Genomic DNA, 24,806 nt, shown 5'->3' on the forward strand with positions numbered 1-24,806 from the left:
CGCGTGACGTGACGTGACGTCGACGACGCGCGCATGCGACACTACGACGCACCGCGTTCGACGGCCCGGCGGTAGGGCTTACGCCCGGCTTCCTGACGCATCGGCAGCAAGCCAGTACAGTGAACTGCGCACACAACCGAATCAACGCGGGGGCTCTCACGTAACCGAGGGCTGAGATGGCGGCAGGCGGCCGCTGACCGCATGAACCTGTCCGGGTAATGCCGGCGTAGGGAGAATCTCATGGGCACACGTGTATCCGGCGGCAGCAATTCCGCGTACAAGGTCGACTCCGACATCCTGACCACGGGACCGATCGAGGGCAGCACCAAGCACTACGTCGACGTCGACGGGCTCCGAGTTCCGCAGCGACGCATCAACCTCACCAACGGTGAGCACCTCGATGTCTACGACACCTCGGGTCCCTACACCGACTCCACCGCGGTGATCGACGTCGAGGCAGGCCTTGCCCGTACCCGCGACGAGTGGCACCGTCCCGACCCCGTCGACGGAGCGTCGACCCAACTCGCTTGGGCACGAGCCGGACTCGTCACCGACGAGATGCGTTTCATCGCCGCACGCGAGAACGTCGACGTCGAACTCGTGCGCAGTGAGGTCGCTGCCGGACGCGCGGTGATCCCGGCCAACCACCGCCATCCCGAGTCCGAACCGATGATCATCGGCAAGGCGTTCGCGGTGAAAATCAATGCGAATATCGGCAATTCGGCGGTGACCAGTTCCATCGCGGAAGAGGTCGAGAAGATGGTGTGGGCGACACGCTGGGGCGCCGACACCATCATGGATCTGTCCACCGGCGACGACATCCACCTCACCCGCGAGTGGATCATGCGCAATTCCCCTGTCCCCGTTGGCACGGTCCCGATCTACCAGGCGCTGGAGAAGGTCAAGGGCGATCCCACCAAGCTGACGTGGGAGATGTACCGCGACACCGTGATCGAGCAGGCCGAGCAGGGCGTCGACTACATGACGGTGCACGCGGGCGTGCTGCTGCGCTACGTACCCCTGACGGCTCGCCGGGTAACCGGAATCGTCTCGCGCGGCGGGTCGATCATGGCTGCGTGGTGCCTCGCCCACCACGAAGAGTCGTTCCTGTACACGCATTTCGACGAGCTGTGCGAGATCTTCGCGCGCTACGACATCACCTTCTCACTCGGCGACGGGCTGCGTCCGGGCTCGATCGCCGACGCCAACGACGAGGCACAGTTCGCCGAACTGCGCACGCTCGGTGAGTTGACCCGCATCGCGAAATCCCATGGCGTGCAGGTGATGATCGAGGGCCCCGGCCATATCCCGATGCACAAGATCGTCGAGAATGTGCGCCTCGAAGAGGAGTTGTGCGAGGAGGCGCCGTTCTACACCCTCGGCCCACTCGCCACCGACATCGCGCCCGCATACGACCACATCACCTCGGCGATCGGTGCGGCGATGATCGCGCAAGCCGGGACAGCCATGCTCTGCTACGTCACGCCGAAGGAACACCTCGGCCTTCCCGACCGCGACGACGTGAAGGTCGGTGTGATCACCTACAAGATCGCGGCCCACTCTGCCGATCTGGCCAAAGGCCACCCGCGAGCACAGGAACGCGACGACGCATTGAGCAAGGCGCGCTTCGAGTTTCGCTGGACAGACCAGTTCAACCTCGCACTCGACCCCGACACGGCACGCGAGTACCACGACGAAACCCTGCCCGCGGAGCCCGCCAAGACGGCTCACTTCTGCTCGATGTGCGGCCCGAAGTTCTGCTCGATGCGTATCTCGGCCGACGTACGGGCGTACGCAGAGGAGCACAATCTGGTGACAGCAGAAGACATCGACCGACGAATCGAGCAGGAGATGGCAGCGAAGTCCGCCGAGTTCGCCGACGCCGGCAACCGCGTCTACCTGCCGATCGATGCGACATCGGGAGCCGCAAGCAGATCATGACGACACCACTGTTGCCCACCACCGAACCGGGGGCCACACCCGTCCGGGTGATGACCATCGCGGGTTCGGACTCCGGTGGCGGCGCCGGAATCCAAGCGGACATGCGAACTTTCGCGTTGCTCGGACTACACGGACTCGTCGCGGTCACCGCGGTGACGGTGCAGAACTCGGTGGGCGTCAGCGGCTTTCAGGAGATCGATCCGGAGATCGTCTCGGCGCAGATCCGCAGTGTCGTCACCGATATCGGGACGAGTGCCGTCAAGACCGGCATGCTGGCGTCGGGACCGATCATCGACGCCGTCGCCGACGCCTGCGCGGAACGCGGTATCGGCCGTGGCGGCGACACCCCGCTCGTCGTCGACCCGGTCTGTGCGTCGATGCACGGCGATCAGCTGCTCGCCGACGATGCGCTGGACGTGTTGCGGCGCAGACTTTTTCCTCTCGCCACGGTCGTCACACCCAACCTCGACGAGGTGCGACTGCTGACGGGCATCGAGGTCGTCGACGCTGCGTCGCAGCGCAAGGCAGCCGTCGAATTGCACGGGTTGGGTCCGCAGTGGGCACTGGTCAAAGGTGGCCACCTGCGTTCGAGTTCGCTCAGTCCCGACCTGCTGTACGACGGCACCGACTTCCTCGAATTCGCGACCGCTCGCGTCGACACGCCGCACGATCACGGCGCGGGCGACACGCTTGCAGCTGCGATCGCGTGCGCTCTCGCGCACGGATATGCCTTGCCGGACGCCATCGATTTCGCGAAGCAGTGGGTTACCCGCGGCCTGCGCTCGGCCTATCCTCTCGGAGCCGGACACGGCCCTGTCAATCCGCTGTGGCGTGTCGACAACGACGTCCGACGTGCGTGAACGGGAATCGTCTGAGAGGTAGCGGACCAATAACAGTCCGCTACATCTCGCGATAAACGTCCCGAAGCTCACCGTAGGGTGAGGCCATGGGCTGGACGTTTCTCATGGACATGGACGGCGTGTTGACGAACGAGGATCACCTCGTTCCCGGCGCAGACGATTTCATCGCGGAATTACGCAACAACGACATTCCTTTTTCGGTTCTCACCAACAACTCGATCCGCACGGCACGCGACCAGCACGCTCGGTTGCTGCAGATCGGCCTCGACATTCCGGAGGAATCGATCTGGACTTCGGGAATGGCGACGGCGGACTTTCTCGCGTCACAGGATCAGGGCGACACCGCGTTCGTCATCGGCGAATCTGGGCTGACCACTCCCCTGTACGAGAAGGGTTTTGTGACGACGGAGACCAATCCCGACTACGTGGTGCTCGGCGAGACGCGCATGTACTCGTTCGAGGCGATCACCAGCGCGATCCGCATGATCGAGCGCGGTTCGAAGTTCATCGCCACCAACCCCGACGTGACGGGACCGTCGCACGACGGCTCGATCCCGGCGACCGGAGCCGTGGCCGCGATGATCTCCAAGGCGACCGGACGCGAGCCGTACTACGTGGGCAAGCCCAATCCGATCATGATGCGATCGGCACTTCGACGCCTCGGCTCACATTCGGAGAACACCCTGATGATCGGCGACCGCATGGACACCGACATCATCGCGGGCCTCGAATCGGGAATGCGCACGATCCTGGTGCTCAGCGGAATCTCCACCCGGGAGTCCGTCGAGAAGTATCCCTACCGCCCCACACTCATCCTGGATTCGGTCAACGACCTCGTCGGCCACACCGACGATCCCTTCGGCGACGCGGTCACGCCGGACTCGTCGACGTAACCCTGCCGACCGTCGCACACTGCACCGTGATGAATGCGAAAGTGCCCGCCCCGAATTCGGGGCGGGCACTTTCGCGTGTTGTCGAAATTCAGCTCGATGCCGTCAGCTCGAGGCCAGTGCCTTCGATTTGAGGTGCTCGAACTCCTCGGGAGTGATGGCGCCCGAATCGAGGAGCGCCTTTGCATCCGCGATCTGTTGTGCGGGCGAGGTGCCTGCGACGTCACGGATGTAGCTGTCGGATTCCTTCTTGTACTCGGCAGCCGCGGCCTGCGCGCGCTCCTGCATACCCTTGCCCTTGGCGAGCAGATACACGATCGCCGTGATGTACGGGAAAATGATCAGGCAGATGACCCACGCAGCCTTCGCCCACCCCGAAGACTTATGGTCACGGAAAAGGTCGGCGATGATGTTCCACAACACGATCAGGTAGGCGACGAACGCAAAGATCACGACCATCGTCCACAAGAAGTTCCAGAAGCCTTCCCACATTTCGGTTTCTCCTAGCTCGGCGGGAAACGGCCTTATTGGCCGTGGATGACGCTACAGGTAATCGCGGACGCTGTACGTGCGAGCTTGCGGATTCATCAAGTCCACAAAATGGTTTCTCAGCATCCGGAACCATTCGGCTGGTCGGGCATGATGAGACATATGACCATCGAACTCGGCCTCGACACGTTCGGCGACGTGACAGTCGACGACTCCGGCGACACCATCTCCTACGCGCAGACGATCCGCAACGTACTCGACCAAGCCGTGCTCGCCGATTCCGTCGGCGTCGACTTCTTGGGAGTCGGCGAACACCACCGCGACGACTACGCGGTCTCGGCGCCCGACGTCGTCCTGGGCGCGATCGCCGCGCGCACCGAGCGGATGCAACTCGGTTCTGCCGTCACCGTGCTGAGCTCCGACGACCCGATCCGCGTGTTCGAACGCTTCTCGACGGTCGACGCGATCTCGTCCGGGCGCGCCGAGGTCATCCTCGGCCGCGGCTCCTTCACCGAATCGTTCCCGCTGTTCGGGTTCGAACTCGATCAGTACGAGGAGTTGTTCACCGAGAAGCTGTCACTGTTCGCCAAGCTGCGCACGGGTGAGCCGGTGACCTGGGAAGGCGCGCTGCGCCCACCGCTGCGCGACCAGACGGTGTATCCGAAGCTGGAGAATCCACCGCTCCCGACATGGATTGCCGTGGGCGGCAGCCCCGAGTCCGTGGTCCGCGCGGCGAGTTACGGACTGCCGCTGATGCTCGCGATCATCGGCGGCGACCCGCTTCGTTTCGCGCCGTACGTCGATCTCTACCGTCGCGCCCTCGAACAACTCGACAAGCCCACCGACCTCCCCGTCGGCGTCCACTCCCCCGGCCATATCGCCGAGACCGACGAGCAGGCGCGCGACGAACTCTGGCCGCACTACCGGGTCACCGTCGGGCGCATCGGTGCCGAGCGCGGCTGGCCACCACCGACCCGCATCGAGTTCGACCAGTCGACGGGACCCGCCGGTTCGCTCTACGTCGGATCTCCGGAAACCGTTGCTCAGAAGATCGCTCGCACCGCGAAGGCGCTGGGCCTGAGCCGGTTCGACCTCAAATACTCGCACGGCACGCTCCCCCACTCCGCACTCATGCGCAGCGTCGAACTCTATGGGACACAGGTGATCCCGCGCGTCCGCGAGCTGCTCGCCGAGTCCTGAGCGCGCCCTGCCCGCTGTGCGCTCGAGACAGCCGACTGGGCGCTCGAGACGGTCGACTGTGCGCCCCACACCGCCGACTGGGCGCTCGAGACGGTCGACTGTGCGCTCTATACCGCCGACCGTGCGCGCCCAGTTGCGGTGCGCCCCAACGCGTCAGCGGCGGCTCAGTGTGACCTGGAAGTCGCCGGCAGGGTCGGACCAGGTCTCCGCGACCGGCAGCCCGGCGTCGGACAGCTCGGCGGCGAGTTGCTCCGGCGCGAACTTGGTGCTGATCTCGGTGAGGATCTCCGCGCCTTCGGGTAGCTGCCACTCGCGACCGAGCGCACCGAGGTGCGCGTTGATCGGACGTCGCGCGCGTAGCCACATCTCGATCCGGTGCAGCTTGGGGTTCCACCGGGCGATGTGGTCGAAGTCGTCGACGAACAACCCCGACGCGTCGAGTCCGCGACGCAGCACCTCGATCATGTTCCTGTTGAAATCCGCTGTGACACCGGCTTTGTCGTCGTAGGCGGCAACCAGTCGGCCGGTGTCTTTGATGCGGTCGGCGCCGAGCAGGAAGTAGTCACCAGGACTCAACGCCTCGGACAGTCGGGAGAAGAACTCGTCGCGCGCAGGGTCGTCGAAGTTCCCGATGGTGCCTCCGAGGAACGCCGCCAACCTCGGCCCGTCGGACTGTGGCAGTTGGAGTCCGGGGGCGGTGAAGTCGGCGAGCACCGGCTCGATCGTCAACGACGGGTAGTCGGCGGCGAGGATTTCGGCTGTGCCTGCGAGCATTTCGGCACTCACGTCGACCGGGACGTAGGTGAACTCACGTCCGCGTTCGGCGGCGTGCGCGGCAAAGGCGTCGAGCAGCAGTCGTGTCTTGGTCGACGTTCCCGAACCCAACTCGACCATCATCGTCGCGTCTGTCGTCGACGCGATGTCGGCGGCATGCGCGGCGAGGATCGCTGTCTCCCTGCGCGTCGGGTAGTACTCGGGCAGGAAGGTGATCTCGTCGAAGAGTTTGCTGCCACGTTCGTCGTAGAGCCATTTGGTCGGCAGGACAGGCGGGGTTTGCCAGAGTCCCTCGGCGGCATCTGCGGCCAGGGCCGGATTGGCTGTGGTTGAGGTCATCGGGCCAGACGCAGCCCGGAGAAGACCCAGCGCGACTCGGCCGGGAAGAAGTTGCGATAGCTGACCCGCTCATGCCCGCGAGGCGTGATCGCGCTGGCTCCGCGCAACACGTGTTGGTCGCACATGAACTTGCCGTTGTACTCGCCGACGGCTCCGTTCGCGGGCGCGAAACCGGGATAGGGCAGGTAGGCACTCGATGTCCACTCCCACACGTCGCCGATCATCGCCGAGCCTGCGCGTCCGGGATGACATCGTGCCGGATCGAGCAGTTCCCCACGCGCGCCGCCGACGCCTGCCGGGTTCGGCCCTCCGGGCACGCTGGGCGCGCCCGTTGCTGCGTACTCCCACTCGAACTCGGTTGGCAGCCGCGCCCCCGCCCACCGCGCAAAGGCATCCGCCTCGTAGAACGACACGTGCACGACGGGCTCATCCCACACGACAGGTCGACGCCCCGACAACGTGAACGTCGTCCACTCGCCGTCGTCGAACGACCAGTAACCCGGTGCGCGCCAGCTGGTTTCGTTGATATGTGCCCAGCCGTTCGACAGCCACAGTTCGTGTCGTCGGTAGCCGTCGTCGGCGATGAAGTCGAGCCAGTCGGCATTGGTGACCGCACGCTCGGCGATCTCGAAGTCTTCCAGGAACACCCGATGCCGAGGACCCTCGTTGTCGTACGCGAAGGTCTCGGGCGTGGTGCCCGACCCGGCGAACGGTGTCCCGACCTCGACGACGCCGCCCGCGACCTCGCGCCATGTCAGGGCGTCAGGCTCGCCCTGCTCGTCGGCGGGGCGGTCGACGTAGACGGGATCGAAGTGGTGCGTGGAGAACAGGTGCTTGAGGTCCATCAGGATCAGCTCCTGATGCTGCTGCTCGTGATTGAAGCCCAGCTCGAGCAGCCCCAGCGTCGACTCGTCGTAGTCGCCGCGCTGGAGAAGTTCACTCATCGCGGCGTCGACGTATTCGCGGTACCGCGTGATGTCGGTGATACCGGGGCGGGTGACCAGCCCGCGGTCGGGTCGTGGGTGTCGCTCGCCGACGGTCTCGTAATAGCTGTTGAACAGGTAGCGGAAGGTCTCGTCGTACACCACGTACGACGGATCGTTGCGCAGGATGAACTCTTCGAAGAACCAGGTCACGTGCGCGCGATGCCACTTGGTGGGGCTGGCCGCGGTCATCGATTGCGGTGTCTGGTCTTCGGCCGACAGCGTCGAGCACAACTGATCTGTCAGTGCGCGGATATCGAGGAATCGCCGTGTTCTCGACGCTTCGTCTGTGGCAGGTGCCGAAACCTGCTCAGCGGATATGCGATTGGTGATGCTCACTGGAATACCTCCGGTGGCTGTTCGTCGCGGGACAAGCGATCAGACGATCACTCGCCGACAACACCATCGTTGCCAGGGCCGCGCACCCTGTCAACGCGGTTGGCGTCGACCAGGCGGTTGCGTGCTCCTGCATCCAGTCCAGCACAGGGGTCTGACATTTACCCCTGACCGAAGCGCTCAGCGCCCCTCGGCCTCGTCCTCCCACTCGGCGTCGGCGGCGTCTTCGCCCTCGTCGACCACGTGCACGGCGGCTTCCTCGGCGCTCGCGCCCGCTCCGTCGATTCCGCAGTCGGTTGCCACGGCCTCGGCTTCGTTGTCGACGACGCCACCCTGATCGGGTGCGAGGAGTCGGCCTGCGCGTCGGTCGCCCACCTGGTCGTCCTCGACGAACTCGGGACTCGAATCACTCTCGTGCGCTTGCCAATCGGGGTGCTCGTCGCGCTCGATCTCGTCGATCGGGTCGTCCTTCTGCCACGGGTCGGGCTCTTCCTCGGAGAGCTTCTCGTCGAGCGACTCACCCTCGCGCATCTCTGATGCTGTGAGCCCGCGCATCGCGGCCTTGGGCTCGTAGTCGGGTGGCGAGTACCCCTCGTCGAGGACGTCGTCGACGCCGCGGTCGTCGAGTGAGTCCTGAGGCTGCAACTGATCGTCGGGGTCGAGTGCGTACTCGCTGTCACCTTCGATGATGGATTCGTTTTCGTCGCTCACACCTCCACGATAGGCGCAGGAGCGAATCGCAGAAGACGGCACGCGACGACTCGCGATCAGGGAAACTGTGGAGATGTTGGCAGAAATGCAACAGGATGCCGAGTCGCTCTACGCCGCCGGCGAGTACGACCACGCCCTCGCCGAGTTCTCGGTGCTGCGCGAGATGCGTTCACGACGCGAGGGCCCGTATTCGGTGTCATACCTCGCCAACGTCCACGACTGTGTGCGCTGCATGTCAGCACTCGAATTGTGGGCCGATTCCAACCCGCTCTGCCACGAGCTCTACGGCAAGTACGTGCACACCCACGGCCGCGGCGAGGCCGACACCGTCGACGTCGCCAAGCACTGGGCCTGGGCACTGGTGCACCTGGCCGACTACGCACGCGCGCTGCGCCTCTACGTGCTGACCGCCGACGCCCTCTGGGACACCGACCCGGCACAAGCGCGCCGCCTACTCGGCGCCGCAGCCGTTCACCGCCACGACACCGACCCGACGACGCTGCTCTCCGACGACCGACTAGACGGCGTCCCCATCCATCACGCGGGAGCGCTCGGCTCTGCACTTGCGGAGTTCGTCTCGACGACACCACCCGCAGATGTTGCGCAGCTCCCCGACCGGGTCACCATCGACGGCCTTCTCCAGTGAAAATTCGCGCGACGCGGCGTAGCCCATAGCCCTGATCTGGGCACTTTGGCGCGAGAAGTAGGCGTGCTCCACCTCGCGAGATCACTGACCCCGGGCGACATCGCGCGGCGCCCGCCGGGTACGTACACAATCCGGTCGTCAGCGCGAGGGCACGACAATAATTGTCGCCGCGCCCCGCTGACGTCACAGTTGTGTACGTACCGCCCCGGGCGTCTCGACGACACCACCCGCAGATGTTGCGCAGCTTCCCCACCGGGTCACCATCGACGGCCTTCTCCAGTGAGAATTCCGCGCTATGCGGCGCATCCCGCGGCCCGGATCTGGGCACTTTGGCGCGAGAAATAGGCCTTCGTGGACCGGTTGAACAAAAGGTAGGCCCAGACTGCGGCTACAGCAGCCCACACCGCGACCACCAAGAGCGCCGCCAACGCGAGCAGGCCGACGAGGACGACCCCGACGATCGTGCCCACGACGGCGATCCCGAGTAGCACGAGGCTGATCACCGCGATGGCGCAGTAGAACAAGTAGGGCCCTCTCGACCCGCGAAGCAGCCCGATCGCCAGTCCGAAGTTGAGCAGAAGCCACGCGACCTCGCCGATGATGACGGCGACCTGCGATGGTTCGACCTCTTGAGCGCCCGGCCTTCCTGCGATGAAAAGCAGCAGAAAAGCCCCCGACACCACGCTGAGAATCGATGCCAGCAGCTGCAGCCATCCGAACACCGTGACCTGCACGGGACGCTTCATGGCCAGCATCACCGGATCAACGCCGTACCCCATACCAACGCCCATGGGCGGCCCCAGGTGGTACGCGCCGTTCGGATGCGGATAGTGGCCTGGCGTCTGATAGACCGCCGGCCCGGGAGGCGGGCTTGTCGGTCCAGACCAGAAGTCAGCGGATGTCGCTTGAGGTCGCCGGTCGACGGGCCAGGGGTCGCGAGGCTGCTCCACCTGGCGAGATTACTAACCCCGGACGACGCCGCGCGTCGCCCGACCGGACCACATTGCCGCTAGTCGGCCACGCGATCACCTTGGGCTGGGCTGTGCCATAGCCTGTTTCATTCACTATGGTTGTCGCCCGGTACGTACACAATCCGGTCGTCAGCGCGAGGGCACGACAATAATCGTCGCCGCGCCTCGCTGACGTCACAGTTGTGTACGCACCGCCCCGGGCGATGCCGCGCGTCGCCCGGGGCGGACCACATTGCCGCTAGTCGGCCACGCGATTTCGGCGTCGGAAGACGTGGGTGTCGAAGGCCAGACCGCCCGCCGACGCGAAGCCGACCGCGAGGAGACCCGCGATGAGCGCGAGCGGGAACTCGTAACCGCCATCGGACGCCCAGAACCCATGATCGATGTGGGCGACGAAGATCGCGCCGATCATGTCGATGATCAGCAGCACGGAGACGAGCGGCAGAAGGGCCCCGGCGATCAGCAGAATGCCGCCGATCAGCTCGACCCAGGTCGCGTAGTACGCGGAGAACTCGGGGAAGGGCGCACCCATCTTGGAGAAGCTGGCCTTGGTGCCATCGAGCCCGAAGGTGTGGAGCTTCTGCCAACCGTGCGCGATGAAGATGATGCCGAGGATCACCCGTGCGGCAAATAGTCCCAGACTGCGGATCGGGTACATGCTGTCACCTTTCTCAGGACGGTGTTCGCCCCTTGCGTTGTTCGTATCGAACATGAATCTAACCGGACCCTAGTCCGTTTACAACCTGACGCGCCTCACGAAACCAACGCTACGGGTAGGGTGAGTTCTCGCGTCCCGATCGAGAAAACGACGCCGAAAAAGCCCAAGCCGGACAAGCTGGACAGGCTCGGGTAGATGGTAGAGCCGAAGAGTCAGCCAGTAGGGCCAGAGACAGGAGCCGTTGCGTGCCGGGAAAGTCGGGAAAGAGTTCACGGCAACCTGTTCTCGGTACACCGGCCGACAGCGTCGACCCCTACCTGCCGGACAACGGCAATCTCGGTTACCGCATCTCCCGCTACGACCTCGACCTCGAATACAAAGTCGCCAGCAACCGCCTCGAAGGCGCTGCGACGCTGACCGCGACGTCGTATGTGGAGCTGGCGCGTTTCAGCCTCGACATGGCGTCGACGCTCAATGTCAGCAAGGTCACCGTCAACGACAGGCGGGCCAGGTACAGCCACCGGCAGCGCAAGCTGTTCATCACCCCCGACTCCCCCATCCAGCCGGGCGGAGCGATGACGATCGTCATCCGCTACAGCGGCACCCCGCGCCCCATCCGAGGCCCGTGGGGCACCGTCGGATGGGAAGAACTGACCGACGGCTCACTGTGCGCCAACCAGCCCAACGGCGCGGCGTCGTGGTTTCCCTGCGACGACCACCCGAGCGCCAAAGCGCCCTACCGCATCTCGATCACCACCGACAGCCCGTACTACGCACTCGCCAACGGCGTGCTCGAGTCCAAACGCGTACGCGCAGCACAGACGACGTGGGTCTACGAACAGATCGAACCGATGTCGACCTATCTGGCCTCGATCCAGATCGGACCATACGAGCACATCCGGCTGGCATCGAAACCCGTTCCGGTGGAAGCGATCCTGCCGTCACGACTGAAGGAGAACTTCCGCGTCGACTTCGGCAAACAGTTGGAGATGGTCGAGGCGTTCACCGAGATGTTCGGCCCCTACCCGTTTGCCAAGTACACCGTCGTGGTGACCGACGATTCGCTCGAAATCCCCATCGAGGCACAGAGTTTCAGCACATTCGGGGCCAACCACTGCGACGGCAGCCGCGACGCCGAGAGGCTGATCGCCCACGAACTCGCCCATCAGTGGTTCGGCAATTCGGTGACACTCGAGCAGTGGCACGACATCTGGCTCCACGAGGGATTCGCCTGCTACTCCGAGTGGCTGTGGAGCCAACGATCGGGCGGACGCAGCGCAGGCGAATGGGCGCGACATTACTACGCCAAGCTCGCCGCCAATCCGGTCCGGGTCACGCTCGTCGATCCCGGCCCGCGCAAGATGTTCGACGACTGGGTCTACAAACGCGGCGCAATCACGTTGCACGCCTTGCGTCTTCGCATCGGTGACGGAAACTTCTTCGCACTCCTGCATCGTTGGACCGAGAAGTACCGCTACGGAACCGTCACGACCGAGGACTTCATCGCGCTCGCGGCAAACTACTCCGACTCCCCGCTGAACGATCTGTGGCAGACCTGGCTGTTCACACCGGAGCTTCCGGCGTTCCCCGAACCGTCCTGACGCCGGGGCATCGATGTGTCGATGACTTCGGGTCCTGATCCCGAGATCCCCGCGGTGTCCGACGGTGCGACCGGGCCCAGCTCCGGCGGGCGCAGCGCCGTCGGTCGCGTCACCATCGCGACGATCATTGCGGCGGCGTCGGGCTACCTGGTTCTGCTCCTCGCCGCACGGCAGCTCGGCGCGATCGGATACGCCGTCTTCGCGGTCTTCTGGGCGGCATACGGCCTCGTCACCGGCGCACAGAACGGGCAGCTCCAGGAGACGACGCGCACCATCCGCGCCGCCTCGGAGACGCGCACACGCCTCGGCCGACCGTTGCTGGTCAACGTCGGTATCGGCGCGGCGCTCGCAGTCATCGTCGCGGCGACGTCGCCGCTGTGGAGCGGCCACGTGTTCGACCAGTACCGCGCGCTGTCGGTGGTGCTGCTCGCGGTCGGGGTCGCGAGCTTCGCGGTGTACGCGCACCTCTGCGGCGCATTGTCGGGGTCGCTGTCGTGGTCGCCGTTCGCCGTCCTGCTGAGCGTCGACGCGCTGATCCGACTGGTCGGCGCGGGCATCGCAGTCGCTTTCGGCTGGGGTGTGCTGGCGTTTCTGGTGATCACGGTGGTCGGCTCGGTGTCGTGGCTCGTGGTGCTCGCAACGTCGTCGACGGCCCGACGCGCCGTCGGATTGCCCGGCGACGTCGACGACCGACGCCTGGCGGGCAACACCCTCACCGCGATGGCGGCCGCACTGGCGTCGGCGGTGGTGGTGATGGGCTTCCCGGTGCTGATCAACGTCACCGCGCGCGCCGACGACGATTCGCGTGTTGTGGGTGCCGTCATCCTGGCGGTCACTTTGACCAGAGCGCCACTACTGGTGCCGCTCAACAGCTTTCAAGGCGTGCTGATCACCCGGTTCGTCGCGGCGCGCGACGCGTTGCTGCGCTCGCTCGCCGTGCCGCTGGCCGCGGTCGTCGTGGTCGGTGCGATCGGCGCGGTCGCGGCGTGGGCGATCGGCTCCTGGCTGCTCACCCACATCTTCGGCGCCGACTTCACGCTCGGCGGCGGCACCATCGCGCTGTTCATGGTCGGCGCCACGGCCCTGGGACTGCTGACCGTCACCGGCGCGGCCACGCTGTCCGTCGGCGCGCACCGGTGGTACGCGGCGGGGTGGTGGGTTGCCGCGATCGCCTGCGCCGCGCTGCTGACCGTGCCGCTCGAGGTGACCGACCGCGTCGCGCTGTCCTTGGTCGTCGGGCCGCTCGTCGGGGCAAGCGTGCACCTGGGCCGACTTGCCACGTTCTCGGGGTAGTCAGTTCGTGCGACGGATTTTCGACGCCGCGCCCGCGATCCGCGCCATGCCGTGGTGCAGCCGCGACGTCGCGTGCAGCCGTGCCGCCCGCGCCGCGCGCGTCCATCCGCGCGCTGCACATCGGCGCGCCTCGCCGTCGAAGAAGGCGTTCTCCTCGGCAAAGCGTCGACCGTCGACCGCCTGCACCGAGCTGACCGACGCGTCGTGGCGGCGGTACCGGAACAGCACGCGCGGGTCGTAGGCGAGCGCCTCCCCCGCGAAGGCGAGGTCGACGAGGAGTGCGAGGTCGAGGACGACGTCGAGGCCCTCCCTGAACCCGACCGCCCGCACGGCATCGGTGCGCCACAGCAGCGACGGAAAGTAGGTCCAGTTGCCGCGATACAGGCTGGTGGCCATCGCCTCGCCGCGCAGGACCGTCGCAGACGACGGCGCGAGCACCGCCTTGATCCGATCCCCGAGCGGGCGCACCACCTGATCGTCGGCATCGATCACCTCGACACCCGGCGCGATCACCGCAGCGTCGGGATGCGCGTCGGCCAGCGCACGGACACCCGCGAGATACCCGGGCAGCATCACGTCGTCGCAGCCCATCACGACGTACCGGTCGGCGGTGACGAGGTCGACGCAGCGTCGAAAATTGCCGTTCACGCCGAGGTTGTGCGCGTTGCGTTCGTAGTGGACGCGGCCGTCGTCGAGGCCGGCCAACCATTCGCGCGGCTCATCGCTCGGATAACCATCGTCGACGACGACGAGCCGAAAGTCGGGGTCCGACTGCTCCAGAACGCTGGTGACTGCCTGCTTGAACTGCTCGACGTCGCCGTAGAAGGGCATCATGACGTCGATAGGCACCCGATCAGGGTAGACGTTGACGCGCCCACGCCTTCCGGGCACGTCCGAAGTGCCCCGCACCTGCTCCGATAGGGTTACCCCCATGACGGAACGCCCCACCAACGACGACGTGTGGTTGGTGATCCCCGTCTACAACGAGGGCGAGGTGATCCGCGACGTCCTGGTCGACGCCTCGAAGACCTTCCCGAACATCGTCTGCGTTGACGACGGCAGCTCCGACGACTCGGTCGCTCAGATCAGGTCAGCAGCGGCCGACGTCGAGAGCACGCAGACCGGCGGCATCCACCTCGTGCGCCATCCGGTCAATCTCGGGCAGGGCGCCGCGATCCAGACCGGGGTCGAATACGCGCGAGCGCGGCCCGGCGCCCAGTACTTCGTCACCTTCGACGCCGACGGCCAACACCGCGTCGACGACGTCATCGCGATGATCGATCGCCTGCGCACCGAGCCCGTCGACATCATCGTCGGCACCCGATTCGCCGACGGCCGAAGCGAGTCGGTGCCGCTGCTGCGCCGGATCGTGCTGCGGACCGTCGTCTTCCTGAGTCCGCGCACGCGCAGGCTCGGACTCTCCGACGCCCACAACGGCCTCCGCGCGTTCAACAAGACCGTCGCCGACCAGCTCGACCTGCTGATGGCCGGCATGAGCCACGCGTCGGAGTTCGTCGCGCTCATCGACCACCATCACTGGCGGGTCGCGGAGCAGCCGGTCACCATCCTCTACACCGACTACTCGCGCGCCAAGGGGCAGTCACTGATCAACGGCGTCAACATCGTCGCCGACGGTCTGCTGCACGGGCGCATGAGGAGATAGCCATGATCGTCATCCAGATACTGCTCCTGCTCGCGGCCCTCGGACTCGTGTGGTTCTTCGTCACCAACCGTGGGAACGCGAGATCATCTGCGGGAGTGAAGCTTCTGTTCGTCGCGTTCGTGGTGTTCGGCGTCTACGCGATGTTCCGTCCCAACGATCTGACGACCGTCGCGGGCTGGGTGGGCGTCGGCCGCGGCACCGACCTGGTGCTCTACTGCCTGGTGATCGCATTCGCATTCACCACTGTCGCAACGTATCTCAGGTTCCGCGAGCTGGAGATCCGCTACGCACGACTCGCGCGCGCCGTCGCCCTGCAGAACGCCGAGGTCGAGAACCGGCGCGACTGACTGCCCCGGCCAGCCTCCAAACGCCTCCCGAACTTGCACACGCGGCTGGTGTACCAGCCGCGTTCACCAGAACGAGCCGCGTCTACGACGCCCCTTCGGCCAGCGACCGCAGATAAGAGGTCACGTCGGCGTAGTCCGGCAGCAGCCCCGATTCGCGTGCGGCGGTCAAACCCGGTGCCGCAGTGTCCTTCTCGGATAATTCGTAGACCAGTGGTGAACCGTCACGCGCGAGCGTCGGCCATTCGATGCCCAGCTCCGGGTCGAGTGGATTGATCCCGTGTTCTGCACCGGGGTTGTAGCCGGTCGAGCACAGGTACGTCGCAGTCGACCCGTCTTCGAGTGCGCAGAACGCATGCCCGAGCCCCTCGGAGAGGTAGACCGCACGACGGTCGACGTCGTCGAGGAGCACCGTGTCGTAGGTGCCGAAAGTCGGTGAGCCGACGCGGATGTCGACGATCACGTCGAGGATCGCACCCTTCGGACACGTCACGTACTTCGCCTGCCCTGGCGGAACGTCGGCGAAGTGCACGCCCCGCAAGACGCCCGCGGCCGACACAGACAGGTTGACCTGCGCGAGGTCGAGGCGGTGACCGATCACGTCGTCGAGCAGATCTCCCTTGAACACCTCGGCGAACAGGCCGCGAGCGTCGCCGTGCTGCACGGGCGTGAACTCCCAAGCACCGTCGATCGACAACGGACGGATTTTCACGCGCGCTCCCTTGTTTCGTGCATCGTGTTCACTCGAAACCCTTACCGCGGGCGAGGATGTCGAGCAGATAGTTGCCGTAGCCCGACTTGCGCAGCGTCTCGGCGCGCGTCGCGAGCTCATCGTCGGACAGGTACCCCTGCCGCCACGCAATCTCTTCGGGCACAGCGATTTTCAGTCCCTGTCGCTGCTCGACGGTGCGCACGAAGTTGCCGGCGTCCAGCAGCGAATCAAACGTCCCCGTATCGAGCCAGGCGGTCCCGCGCGGCAGCACCTTCACCGCGAGCTTGCCCTGATCGAGATAGTGCGCGTTGATGTCGGTGATCTCGTACTCGCCTCGCGCACTCGGCTGCAGGCCACGCGCGATCTCGATGACGTCGTTGTCGTAGAAGTACAGCCCCGGCACCGCGTAGTTGGACTTCGGGGAGGTCGGCTTCTCCTCCAACGACACCGCCCGCCCCTGCGCGTCGAAATCGACGACGCCGTAGGCCGTCGGATTGGCCACCCAGTAGGCAAAGATCGCGCCACCGTCGATCGCCTCGAACCCCTTGAGCTGCGAGCCGAGACCCGGCCCGTAGAAGATGTTGTCGCCGAGCACCAGCGCCACCGACTCGTTCCCGATGTGATCGGCACCCAACACAAACGCCTGCGCCAAACCGTCCGGTGACGCCTGCGTGACGTACGAGATGTCGATACCGAACTGACTCCCGTCACCCAACAGCCCGGAAAACGCAGCGGCATCCTGAGGCGTGGTGATCACCAGGATGTCGCGGATACCCGCCAACATCAGCGTCGACAACGGGTAGTAGATCATCGGCTTGTCGTAGACCGGGACGAGTTGCTTACTCACACCCTGCGTGATCGGGTGCAGCCGCGACCCCGTGCCGCCGGCGAGAATGATTCCACGCATGCAGATCAGACTAAACGGTGCTGCTCACCGGAACACCCCTCCCAACGGCTCGGTACTCTGATGACCCTGCACCCTGCGACCCCTGTGCGCGGGTCCACAGCACGTACGAAGGGAACGACGTTGAAGCTCCTGGTCACCGGCGGAGCCGGGTTCATCGGGGCGAACTTCGTCCTCCGCACGCTCGAACAGCGCCCTGACGCGCAGTTGACGGTCCTCGACAAGCTCACCTATGCGGCCAGCCCCGCGACGCTGGCACCCGTCGCGGATCGCATCAACCTCGTCGAGGGCGACATCGCCGACGCCGCGCTGACCGACCGCCTGATCGCCGACGCCGATCTCGTCGTCCACTTCGCAGCGGAGTCACACAACGACAACTCGCTCGCCGACCCGTCGGCCTTTGTGCAGACCAACCTCGTCGGCACGTACACCCTGCTCGAAGGGGTTCGCCGCCACGACGTGCGGTATCACCACATCAGCACCGACGAGGTCTACGGCGACCTCGACCTCGACGACCCGTCGCGGTTCACCGAGTCGACGCCGTACAACCCGTCGAGCCCGTACAGCTCCACCAAAGCGGGCAGTGACCTGCTGGTTCGTGCCTGGGTGCGATCGTTCGGGGTGCCCGCGACCATCTCGAACTGTTCCAACAACTACGGCCCCTACCAGCACGTCGAGAAGTTCATTCCCCGCCAGATCACCAACGTGCTCTCCGGCGTGCGGCCCAAGCTCTACGGCGACGGCCGCAACGTGCGCGACTGGATTCACGTCGACGACCACAACGACGCCGTCTGGACGATCATCGAGAAGGGCGAGATCGGCGAGACCTATCTGATCGGCGCCGACGGCGAGGTGGACAACCGGACCGTCGTCGAAACCATCCTGGAACTGCTCGGACAGCCGCGCGACGCCTTCGACTTCGTCACCGACCGCCCCGGCCACGACCGCCGCTACGCCATCGATTCGACGCGCCTGCGGACCGAACTGGGCTGGTCACCGCGCTACACCGACTTCCGCTCCGGCCTGTCGGCGACCATCGACTGGTACCGCGCCAACCCCGCGTGGTGGCAGGCCGCCAAGGGCGACGCGGAGGCGAAGTACGCCAGCACCGAACAGGTCATCGGCTGAGCGTGCCGCGCGCCCGCCGGGCGTAGAGCGCGGCGACCACGATCCCGACCAGCGCGGCCATGGTGCCCGAGCCGTGCACTAGCTGGTCTTAGAGTCAGCGACTCGACGCGCAGTTACCTCATCTGTGCACAGCTACCTTCTGCACCGCCCAAGGTGGCTGCACGCACATCAGGTGGCTGTACCGAGAGCCGCCGACCTCAGCCCACACGCCGCACGCCGCCCGAGCATGCCCAGCACCCGACCACTGGCCGACAAGCCGCCGAACTAGCCCGAGCCGCACACCAACTGGTCGAAGAGCCAGCGACCCGGCCCGCAGCTACCTCATCTGTGCACAGCCACCTTCTGCACCGCCCAAGGTGGCTGCACACAGATCAGGTAGCTGTACGGAGAGTCGCCCGACATCAGCCCTCACGCCGCCCGAGCATGCCCAGCACCCGACCCCTGGCCCGTCGTCTCACGTTCGGAGGTCAGCATCGCGGTCGGACACTTTACGCACACGTGCGATAAGTGCTATTCTTGGAATCGCGAAAAGGTCTTCCGGACCTCACTCTCCCCGAAGTCCCATTCATCAATCCCCCTCGACCGCAAGGCGGCAGATGACAACCGAAAACCAACCCACGAACAGCGTGGTCATCAGCAACGTCCGCGACAGCAAGGGCACCATGCTGCGAGTCGTCCGACTCACCGACGACGGTGGACTCATGATCGAAGGCCACGACCTCGGCGGCGGCGTCGAGCAATTCTTCGGTGCCTACGAGTACGAGTTCAAGAAGCAATTCTCGTCCGACGCGGTCGCTCGGCTCCGAGAGCTACTCGGTCTCGAATCCGACGACGAACTGCTGCCGACCATCAAGAATCGGTTCACACACACGGACGACTTGGAGGAGTTTCTGCGAGACAACGGAATTGAGGGGAAGTTCTGGAGCCGGGTGGGTGACTGAGCGCTCCGAATGAGATTGATCGCCACCGAGACATGAACGAGCACCCTTGTCACCACACGGCGCCAACATCCCGGCCCGTCGTCTCATTGAATTACGCAGGCTAACGATTTTCGACGCCGCTACGAATCCCCCAGTACAGAGGTTCGTCCAGCACACACGGCATCGGAGATTCTCATGGTCACAGCTTCACGTATTCGTCGCGGCGTCGTAGCCGCACTCGCCGCGGCAACAATCGCCAGCGGCGCGGCAGTAGCAACAGCACCCAGCGCGCACGCCGCGCCGACACAACCCGGCATCCACCAGGTCGACCAACTCGGCGACCTGACCTACCAGGCACTCTTCGGCGCGGGCGTGCAGGTATACGAGTATGCGACGACGGTTCGCGGCACGTCCGATTCGACCGGGATCACCCCGCGGTACTACTACACCGTGCTCAGGAAGCTGCACAACCCGCGCGAGGGTAAGCCGGGGAGCCTGCGATACGGGTTCGTCGGACTCGGCCCCGGCACACAGCTGCCGGAGGTGTTCGCCCTCTACTCGCGACTGCATCCCGAGCCGCACAACGTCGGCAACTTCTACTTCCGCGTCAACCCTCAGACGCTGCAGCCACTGAGCTACGACCCGCACCCCCTGCCGTGCCCGAAGTTGATCTCCGGCCCCATCGGACCGCTGACCGGCGGCGCTGCGATTCTCGGCAACCGTTGCGGCGGCTGAGCCACTGTGACCGAAAGGCCACCGATGGTCGACCAGGCGTCGTCGCCGATAACAGGTTCGTTTCATTGACTCGCGAGGGATGACACATCCGTCGACCGTCGACACTCTGGAGCGAGAGGGAGGTCTGTCGGGGCGTCGACCATCGGAGGTCAGCATGGGTTCGGCCCGCGGTACCGACTCTCGAAAATTGGGGACCCGAGTCGCCACCGCGCTGGTCGCGGCGGCGGTGGCCGGCGGCGTGGCGTTCACCGGAGGCGCCCACGCCGATGCCGCACCAACACACGTATCGATCGTCGACGACGTGGCGAACCTCCCGTACCAGGCACTGTTCGCCGCAGGCGTTCAGGTCTACGAGTTCGCCGGGATCTACCGGCAGGACAGCCCGGGCAGCGCCCCGTACTTCTTCACGGTGTTGCGCAAGCTCCACAGTGCAAACCAGGGCGCTCCCGGCACTCGGCGATATGCCTTCGTCGGACGCGGACCCGGTTCGACATTGCCCGAGGCGTTCGGCATGTACCCGGGTCGACGACCGTCGCCGGATCTGCACCTGCGTTGGACATTCCAATTCGACCCGCGCACCCTGACTCCGACGCTCGGCGGCGTGATGCAGTGCCTCTCGCCGCCGACCGTCGGGCCGATCGGCACGCTCGCGGGCGGTGCCGTGGCGACGCACACCTGCCCGAAGTGACTCGACGCGACATCACGCAGGACTCGCGTGCAGTTCCCGCCCGGATGCCACAATCGGGTATGCGCCCCCTCGACCGGCCGCGCCGCGAACTCGTGGCGCTCTATCGCCGCACCGGTGCCGATGTCCCATACGGCGACCCCTTGCCGTCCCACGGCACCGAGATGGAGGGCTGGTTCTGGCGGCTGACCGACCGGGCAACCGGCCGCGCAGTGGTCGCACTGTGCAGTTGCAACCGCCACGACGCCGGGGACTGGTCGACGGCGGCCATCGTGCTCGAGCCCGGCGCCGTCGTCCGCCAGGCGGCGATCGGTGATGCGGTGGCCGATCCTCGCCGGTTCTCCGTCCGCGCGCAGGAACAGGGGAATCACCTCGATGCCAATCGAGGCGGCATCACTCTGACCATCGACGACGTCACCGTCGACCTGCGTGTCGACAACACCCGACCCTGGCCGAAGGCGTTCGGCGGCGGCGGGGTGTTCTCTTCGATCCCGTTCCTCAACCAGTACTGGCACGCTTACTGTCTTGGCGGCCGGGCGTCGGCAACGGCCACCGGACCCGGCGTGGACTGGCGGTTCGACGACGCCCGGCTCTACTGCGAACGCAACTGGGGTGCCGGTTTCCCGCAGCGGTGGTGGTGGGGCGAGGCGCATGACTTCGACGACGACGTGTGCGTCGCGTTCTCCGGTGGGCTACTCGAACTCGGCCCGGTGAAGCAGGAAGTCACCGGAGTGGTCGTGCGCATTGACTCACGGGTGCTGCGCATCACCCCGCCCGCACTGACCAGCTACCACTTCGACCGGGACACCTGGCACTGGCACATCACCGCGCGCACAGTGCGATTCGCCATCGAGCTCGACGGCCACGGTGTCGGAGAACCGCCCGTGCTGCCGGTGCCGATACCGCACGAGCGGCGCAACGTCGACACCGATTACGAATTCCTCGACGGGACCCTGCGCTGCACCGTGCGGGAATGGGGTCGCGTCATCTACGACGGCACCTCGTCGCTGGCGGGACTCGAGATCGGTGACCGCCCAGCGTGAGCGTCGGCCACGCTCGCTCGCTGAGGGTTGACGGGAACGACATCGCGCAAGAACGCCAACTCGTCGGCGACGACGTCCTCGAAGGCATCACCGACGTAGATGTCGAAGTGGCCGTACGGGTAGATCTTCGCTGTGATGTGCGGATTGCCCTGTACCGCACGCGCTGTCGGACCAGATGGGGCAACACTGTCGGTCTCGCAGATCGCCACGAACGTGGGAATGCCGATACGCGACGCCTTCCGCGCGGGCGAGTACGGCGGAATCGCGAGACCGGTACGCGCGGTGACACGATTGGAGAACGACGCCCCGTCGGGCACCAACGAGACGTAGCCGGACTCGGCGTCGGGTGCGGTCATCAGCGCGGCGTCGTGATCATGTCCGGTGAGCCCCACCGTCACCGGGTCGCGACCCACCGCACTCGACGCAAGGTCGGCGATTGCGCGCGCGGTGACCTTTGCCGACGAGATCGGGTCCAGCGCACCCAGGGACGCGATACCGCTGGTGAAAGGGCACTGCGAAATCGCCGCGGCGAGCCCGGGATGACGCGACGCCAACGTCAACGCGTGACCTCCGGAGAACGACGATCCCCACACGACGACCCGAGCGGCGTCGACCCCGTCGAGCGACTTCGCGTAGGTGATCGCGGCGTCGTAGTCGGCGAGTTGTCTGCGCACCGACAGCAGCTGCCTCGGCTCGCCGTCGCTGTCGCCGAAGTGTCGGTAGTCGAAGACAAGGCATGCGTACCCCGCGTCGGCGAAACGCTCGGCGAAGGCGTCGAGCCTCATGGTCTTGACGCCGCCGAGGCCATGCGCCATCACGATGATCGGCGGATTCGGCACATTTGGTCGATAGAGCCAAGCTCGGATGACGACGCCGTCGGACGTGAACTCCACATCGGTGCGCTCTGACCCCATGATCCCTCGTCTCACTCGCGACCCAGATTCCGGTGAGCACAGCTTGTCAGACCGGGTCTTTCGTGTCAGCAACCGGCGGCCTACCCCGAGCGGGTCAGCGCGTCAGCCACGCCGCCCACGAGTACACGACAGCGGCTATCGCGGCCACTGCGAGCGTCAGGTGTTCCAGCGCTGCGCCGAGTACGAAATCCGACGGCAGCAGCGGCACCACGAACGCGCACCACAGGGTGACCAGCACCGTGAATCCGAGTGTGGCCTCGCCGATCACGGCCGTCGTCGTGGCCGCGGCGCGCCGATTACGCCCGACGACGGGCACCAACACGATCAGCACGATGGCCACAATCGACACCACGAGATTGATCCGGATGCCGGACGAGAAAGGCCATTCCACTCGCACGTGTCCGCCCTCGCGCAACGCCTCTGTGTCGAGGGTGTTGCTGAACTGCAAGGCGACCACGATCATCGGCCCCACAGTGCTGTGGGGCGAGAGACAAGGTTCTGCGCAGGCTGCATGATCGACCGGTTGGTGCCCTAGAGCCGCAGCACCTCGCGCAAGCCGAGCAGCAGCAACAACGACGCCAGACCGAACGCCGCACCGTTGAGCTGCTGCTCATGCGCGGCAACCGGACCGTTCGACCGACCCGAAAGGATCGCATAGCTGAACGCGAGGATCAGCAGCGAGAAGAACGCGCTCGTGAACACGATCACGCCGCTCGCCCCTGCAGCCTCGGCATCGTCGTCGCGGGTGTCCTGGTCGAGCGGCAACAGCACCGCCAGCAGCGCGAAGCCCGCGAGCAGGCCGGCCACCGTCGAATACCAGCCCGCTGCCGCAGCGATGTCGAACGAAGCAACCTCGGCGGTCAGCACCGCGCGTCGCCCATCCCTCTCATGAGTTCACACAACTGCATCACCACATTCGGCCTCACGCGCTCGAACACCGCAACCCGAGAGCGCACTTCCGTACGCGATCTGTTCGCCGAGGGGTAGCTCACAGGGTCCGCGTGGATGAATCCCAGCGGTAGCGCTTACCGTGATTGTCATGCGCGTACTCGTCAGTGGAGGGGCCGGTTACATCGGCTCACACACCGTGATCCGACTCGTCGAAGCAGGACACGACGTCGTTGTCGTCGATGATTTCAGCAACGCCAAGCCGACGGTCGTCGGCCGACTCGAGGCCCTGACCGGCGTCCACATACCGGTCCACTCCTTCGACCTCACCGACGTCGACAAGACGGAGAAGTTCTTCGACCACGAGGACGTCGACGCCGCGATCCACTTCGCGGGGTTCAAGGCCGTCGGCGAGTCGGTGGCCAAGCCCCTCGAGTACTACGAGAACAACCTCGGCAGCACCTTCTCTCTGCTGCGCGCGATGCGACGCCACGACGTGCACCGGCTGGTGTTCTCGTCGTCGGCCACGGTCTACGGCGCAGAGCCGGTACTCCCGATGACCGAGGACTCCCCGACGTCGGCGACCAATCCGTACGGCTGGACCAAGGTGATGATCGAGCAGGTGCTGCGCGACGTCGCCGCGAGCGATCCCGCCTGGCGCATCGCCGCGCTGCGCTACTTCAACCCGGTCGGGGCCCACCCGAGCGGACAGATCGGCGAGGACCCCAGTGGCATCCCCAACAATCTGATGCCCTTCGTCGCACAGGTCGCGGTCGGGCGTCGTGAGAAGCTCTCGATCTTCGGCGACGACTACGACACCCCCGACGGCACCGGCGTGCGCGACTACATCCACGTCGACGACCTCGCCGCGGGGCACGTCGCGGCACTGGAACGGATCAGCGCAGGGTCCGAACCGATGTCGACGTGGAATCTCGGTACCGGACAAGGGGTTTCGGTACTGCAGGTGGTGCAGGCCTTCGAACGCGCCAGCGGTAAGCCGATCCCGTATGAGATCGCGCCGCGTCGAGCCGGCGACATCGCGGCGTCGTACGCCGACCCGACGAGGGCGAACAAAGAGCTGAACTGGTTCGCGGGCAAGACAATCGACGACATGTGCGTCGACACCTGGCGCTGGCAGTCGAACAACCCGGAGGGCTACCCGGACGCCTGAGGGCATG

At 65.7% G+C, this 24,806-nt stretch carries 27 protein-coding genes and 1 riboswitch; of the genes, 15 read left to right on the top strand and 12 right to left on the bottom strand.

What is annotated here, in order from left to right; all coding sequences use genetic code 11:
• Positions 1–136: 136 nt before the first annotated feature.
• A riboswitch (TPP riboswitch) is annotated at positions 137–247 on the top strand.
• The 3 genes from thiC (at position 241) to GOSPT_RS13240 (ending at position 3,694) form a co-directional block, all read left to right on the top strand.
• The gene (gene thiC, locus GOSPT_RS13230; protein ID WP_005206705.1) at positions 241–1,941 is read left to right on the top strand and encodes a phosphomethylpyrimidine synthase ThiC; all 1,701 of its coding nucleotides are present in this window, start codon (positions 241–243) and stop codon (positions 1,939–1,941) included. (Overlaps the previous riboswitch by 7 nt.)
• The gene (gene thiD, locus GOSPT_RS13235; RefSeq protein WP_005206706.1) at positions 1,938–2,801 is read left to right on the top strand and encodes a bifunctional hydroxymethylpyrimidine kinase/phosphomethylpyrimidine kinase; all 864 of its coding nucleotides are present in this window, start codon (positions 1,938–1,940) and stop codon (positions 2,799–2,801) included. Before thiC ends, thiD begins: the two co-directional genes overlap by 4 nt.
• A gap of 86 nt (positions 2,802–2,887) precedes the next feature.
• Complete coding sequence (locus GOSPT_RS13240; protein WP_005206707.1) at positions 2,888–3,694, top strand: HAD-IIA family hydrolase; 807 nt, start codon at positions 2,888–2,890, stop codon at positions 3,692–3,694.
• Positions 3,695–3,796: 102 nt separating this feature from the next.
• Here GOSPT_RS13240 and GOSPT_RS13245 read toward each other — a convergent pair whose 3' ends face one another.
• Positions 3,797–4,183 (bottom strand): SHOCT domain-containing protein, encoded by a 387-nt coding sequence (locus GOSPT_RS13245; RefSeq protein WP_005206708.1) that lies wholly within the window; start codon positions 4,181–4,183, stop codon positions 3,797–3,799.
• A gap of 159 nt (positions 4,184–4,342) precedes the next feature.
• On the opposite strand from GOSPT_RS13245, the gene GOSPT_RS13250 reads away from it, so the two are divergent.
• A complete protein-coding gene (locus GOSPT_RS13250) occupies positions 4,343–5,380 on the top strand; it encodes an LLM class flavin-dependent oxidoreductase (RefSeq protein ID WP_005206709.1) in 1,038 nt (345 codons plus the stop codon).
• A 153-nt stretch (positions 5,381–5,533) separates the two neighbouring features.
• Here the strand turns inward: GOSPT_RS13250 and egtD are convergent, their stop codons facing one another.
• The 3 genes from egtD to GOSPT_RS13265 all read right to left on the bottom strand — a co-directional run bounded on the left by egtD (position 5,534) and on the right by GOSPT_RS13265 (position 8,523).
• A complete protein-coding gene (gene egtD / locus GOSPT_RS13255) occupies positions 5,534–6,493 on the bottom strand; it encodes an L-histidine N(alpha)-methyltransferase (RefSeq protein WP_005206710.1) in 960 nt (319 codons plus the stop codon).
• Positions 6,490–7,815 (bottom strand): ergothioneine biosynthesis protein EgtB, encoded by a 1,326-nt coding sequence (gene egtB, locus GOSPT_RS13260; protein WP_005206711.1) that lies wholly within the window; start codon positions 7,813–7,815, stop codon positions 6,490–6,492. Before egtB ends, egtD begins: the two co-directional genes overlap by 4 nt.
• 177 nt (positions 7,816–7,992) lie before the next feature.
• Positions 7,993–8,523 carry a DUF5709 domain-containing protein gene (locus GOSPT_RS13265; protein WP_005206712.1) on the bottom strand — a complete coding sequence of 177 codons (531 nt, stop codon included), beginning with the start codon at positions 8,521–8,523 and terminating at the stop codon, positions 7,993–7,995.
• 73 nt (positions 8,524–8,596) lie between these two features.
• Here GOSPT_RS13265 and GOSPT_RS13270 point away from each other — a divergent pair, with 73 nt between their 5' ends.
• Positions 8,597–9,169 carry a hypothetical protein gene (locus GOSPT_RS13270; protein WP_231894681.1) on the top strand — a complete coding sequence of 191 codons (573 nt, stop codon included), beginning with the start codon at positions 8,597–8,599 and terminating at the stop codon, positions 9,167–9,169.
• Positions 9,170–9,462: 293 nt separating this feature from the next.
• On the opposite strand, the gene GOSPT_RS13275 is transcribed toward GOSPT_RS13270, so the two are convergent.
• Both GOSPT_RS13275 and GOSPT_RS13280 read right to left on the bottom strand, forming a co-directional pair.
• Positions 9,463–9,948: a hypothetical protein gene (locus tag GOSPT_RS13275; RefSeq protein ID WP_005206714.1), complete on the bottom strand. Its 486-nt coding sequence runs from the start codon at positions 9,946–9,948 to the stop codon at positions 9,463–9,465.
• Between the two features lie 430 nt (positions 9,949–10,378).
• The gene (locus GOSPT_RS13280; protein ID WP_005206715.1) at positions 10,379–10,798 is read right to left on the bottom strand and encodes a DoxX family protein; all 420 of its coding nucleotides are present in this window, start codon (positions 10,796–10,798) and stop codon (positions 10,379–10,381) included.
• A 245-nt stretch (positions 10,799–11,043) separates the two neighbouring features.
• Between GOSPT_RS13280 and GOSPT_RS13285 the strand changes: the two genes are divergently transcribed.
• Positions 11,044–12,399, top strand: a complete 1,356-nt coding sequence (locus tag GOSPT_RS13285) for a M1 family metallopeptidase (protein ID WP_005206716.1) — start codon at positions 11,044–11,046, stop codon at positions 12,397–12,399.
• 21 nt (positions 12,400–12,420) lie between these two features.
• Positions 12,421–13,692, top strand: coding sequence for a polysaccharide biosynthesis protein (locus GOSPT_RS13290; RefSeq protein ID WP_005206717.1), 1,272 nt, complete (start codon positions 12,421–12,423; stop codon positions 13,690–13,692).
• Here GOSPT_RS13290 and GOSPT_RS13295 read toward each other — a convergent pair whose 3' ends face one another.
• A complete protein-coding gene (locus GOSPT_RS13295; RefSeq protein WP_039855948.1) occupies positions 13,693–14,541 on the bottom strand; it encodes a glycosyltransferase family 2 protein in 849 nt (282 codons plus the stop codon).
• 82 nt (positions 14,542–14,623) lie between these two features.
• On the opposite strand from GOSPT_RS13295, the gene ppgS reads away from it, so the two are divergent.
• Both ppgS and GOSPT_RS13305 read left to right on the top strand, forming a co-directional pair.
• The gene (ppgS, locus tag GOSPT_RS13300; protein ID WP_005206719.1) at positions 14,624–15,355 is read left to right on the top strand and encodes a polyprenyl-phospho-N-acetylgalactosaminyl synthase PpgS; all 732 of its coding nucleotides are present in this window, start codon (positions 14,624–14,626) and stop codon (positions 15,353–15,355) included.
• 2 nt (positions 15,356–15,357) lie between these two features.
• Positions 15,358–15,702: a DUF2304 domain-containing protein gene (locus GOSPT_RS13305; protein WP_005206720.1), complete on the top strand. Its 345-nt coding sequence runs from the start codon at positions 15,358–15,360 to the stop codon at positions 15,700–15,702.
• Positions 15,703–15,784: 82 nt separating this feature from the next.
• On the opposite strand, the gene GOSPT_RS13310 is transcribed toward GOSPT_RS13305, so the two are convergent.
• Positions 15,785–16,411 carry a dTDP-4-dehydrorhamnose 3,5-epimerase family protein gene (locus tag GOSPT_RS13310; protein WP_039855951.1) on the bottom strand — a complete coding sequence of 209 codons (627 nt, stop codon included), beginning with the start codon at positions 16,409–16,411 and terminating at the stop codon, positions 15,785–15,787.
• Between the two features lie 28 nt (positions 16,412–16,439).
• A complete protein-coding gene (rfbA, locus tag GOSPT_RS13315; protein ID WP_005206722.1) occupies positions 16,440–17,318 on the bottom strand; it encodes a glucose-1-phosphate thymidylyltransferase RfbA in 879 nt (292 codons plus the stop codon).
• Positions 17,319–17,438: 120 nt separating this feature from the next.
• Here rfbA and rfbB point away from each other — a divergent pair, with 120 nt between their 5' ends.
• From rfbB to GOSPT_RS13340, 5 genes are all read left to right on the top strand, one after another.
• Positions 17,439–18,443 (top strand): dTDP-glucose 4,6-dehydratase, encoded by a 1,005-nt coding sequence (gene rfbB, locus GOSPT_RS13320; protein WP_039855971.1) that lies wholly within the window; start codon positions 17,439–17,441, stop codon positions 18,441–18,443.
• Between the two features lie 596 nt (positions 18,444–19,039).
• Complete coding sequence (locus tag GOSPT_RS13325) at positions 19,040–19,384, top strand: hypothetical protein (RefSeq protein ID WP_005206724.1); 345 nt, start codon at positions 19,040–19,042, stop codon at positions 19,382–19,384.
• Positions 19,385–19,558: 174 nt separating this feature from the next.
• Positions 19,559–20,098, top strand: coding sequence for a hypothetical protein (locus GOSPT_RS13330; protein WP_005206725.1), 540 nt, complete (start codon positions 19,559–19,561; stop codon positions 20,096–20,098).
• A 79-nt stretch (positions 20,099–20,177) separates the two neighbouring features.
• A complete protein-coding gene (locus tag GOSPT_RS13335; RefSeq protein WP_245548718.1) occupies positions 20,178–20,786 on the top strand; it encodes a hypothetical protein in 609 nt (202 codons plus the stop codon).
• Positions 20,787–20,830: 44 nt separating this feature from the next.
• Positions 20,831–21,826 carry a tocopherol cyclase family protein gene (locus tag GOSPT_RS13340; RefSeq protein ID WP_005206727.1) on the top strand — a complete coding sequence of 332 codons (996 nt, stop codon included), beginning with the start codon at positions 20,831–20,833 and terminating at the stop codon, positions 21,824–21,826.
• Here GOSPT_RS13340 and GOSPT_RS13345 read toward each other — a convergent pair.
• From GOSPT_RS13345 to GOSPT_RS13355, 3 genes are all read right to left on the bottom strand, one after another.
• Positions 21,772–22,740, bottom strand: a complete 969-nt coding sequence (locus GOSPT_RS13345; RefSeq protein ID WP_005206728.1) for an alpha/beta hydrolase — start codon at positions 22,738–22,740, stop codon at positions 21,772–21,774. The genes GOSPT_RS13340 and GOSPT_RS13345 overlap by 55 nt on opposite strands.
• Positions 22,741–22,834: 94 nt before the next feature.
• A complete protein-coding gene (locus GOSPT_RS13350; RefSeq protein WP_005206729.1) occupies positions 22,835–23,203 on the bottom strand; it encodes a hypothetical protein in 369 nt (122 codons plus the stop codon).
• A gap of 68 nt (positions 23,204–23,271) precedes the next feature.
• On the bottom strand, positions 23,272–23,607 hold the full coding sequence (locus tag GOSPT_RS13355) for a hypothetical protein (protein ID WP_005206730.1): 336 nt from the start codon (positions 23,605–23,607) through the stop codon (positions 23,272–23,274).
• A gap of 172 nt (positions 23,608–23,779) precedes the next feature.
• Between GOSPT_RS13355 and galE the strand changes: the two genes are divergently transcribed.
• Positions 23,780–24,799, top strand: a complete 1,020-nt coding sequence (gene galE, locus GOSPT_RS13360; protein WP_039855954.1) for a UDP-glucose 4-epimerase GalE — start codon at positions 23,780–23,782, stop codon at positions 24,797–24,799.
• Positions 24,800–24,806: the final 7 nt, after the last annotated feature.

The organism is Gordonia sputi NBRC 100414, from assembly GCF_000248055.1.
In the GTDB taxonomy this organism is placed as follows: Bacteria; Actinomycetota; Actinomycetes; order Mycobacteriales; family Mycobacteriaceae; genus Gordonia; species Gordonia sputi.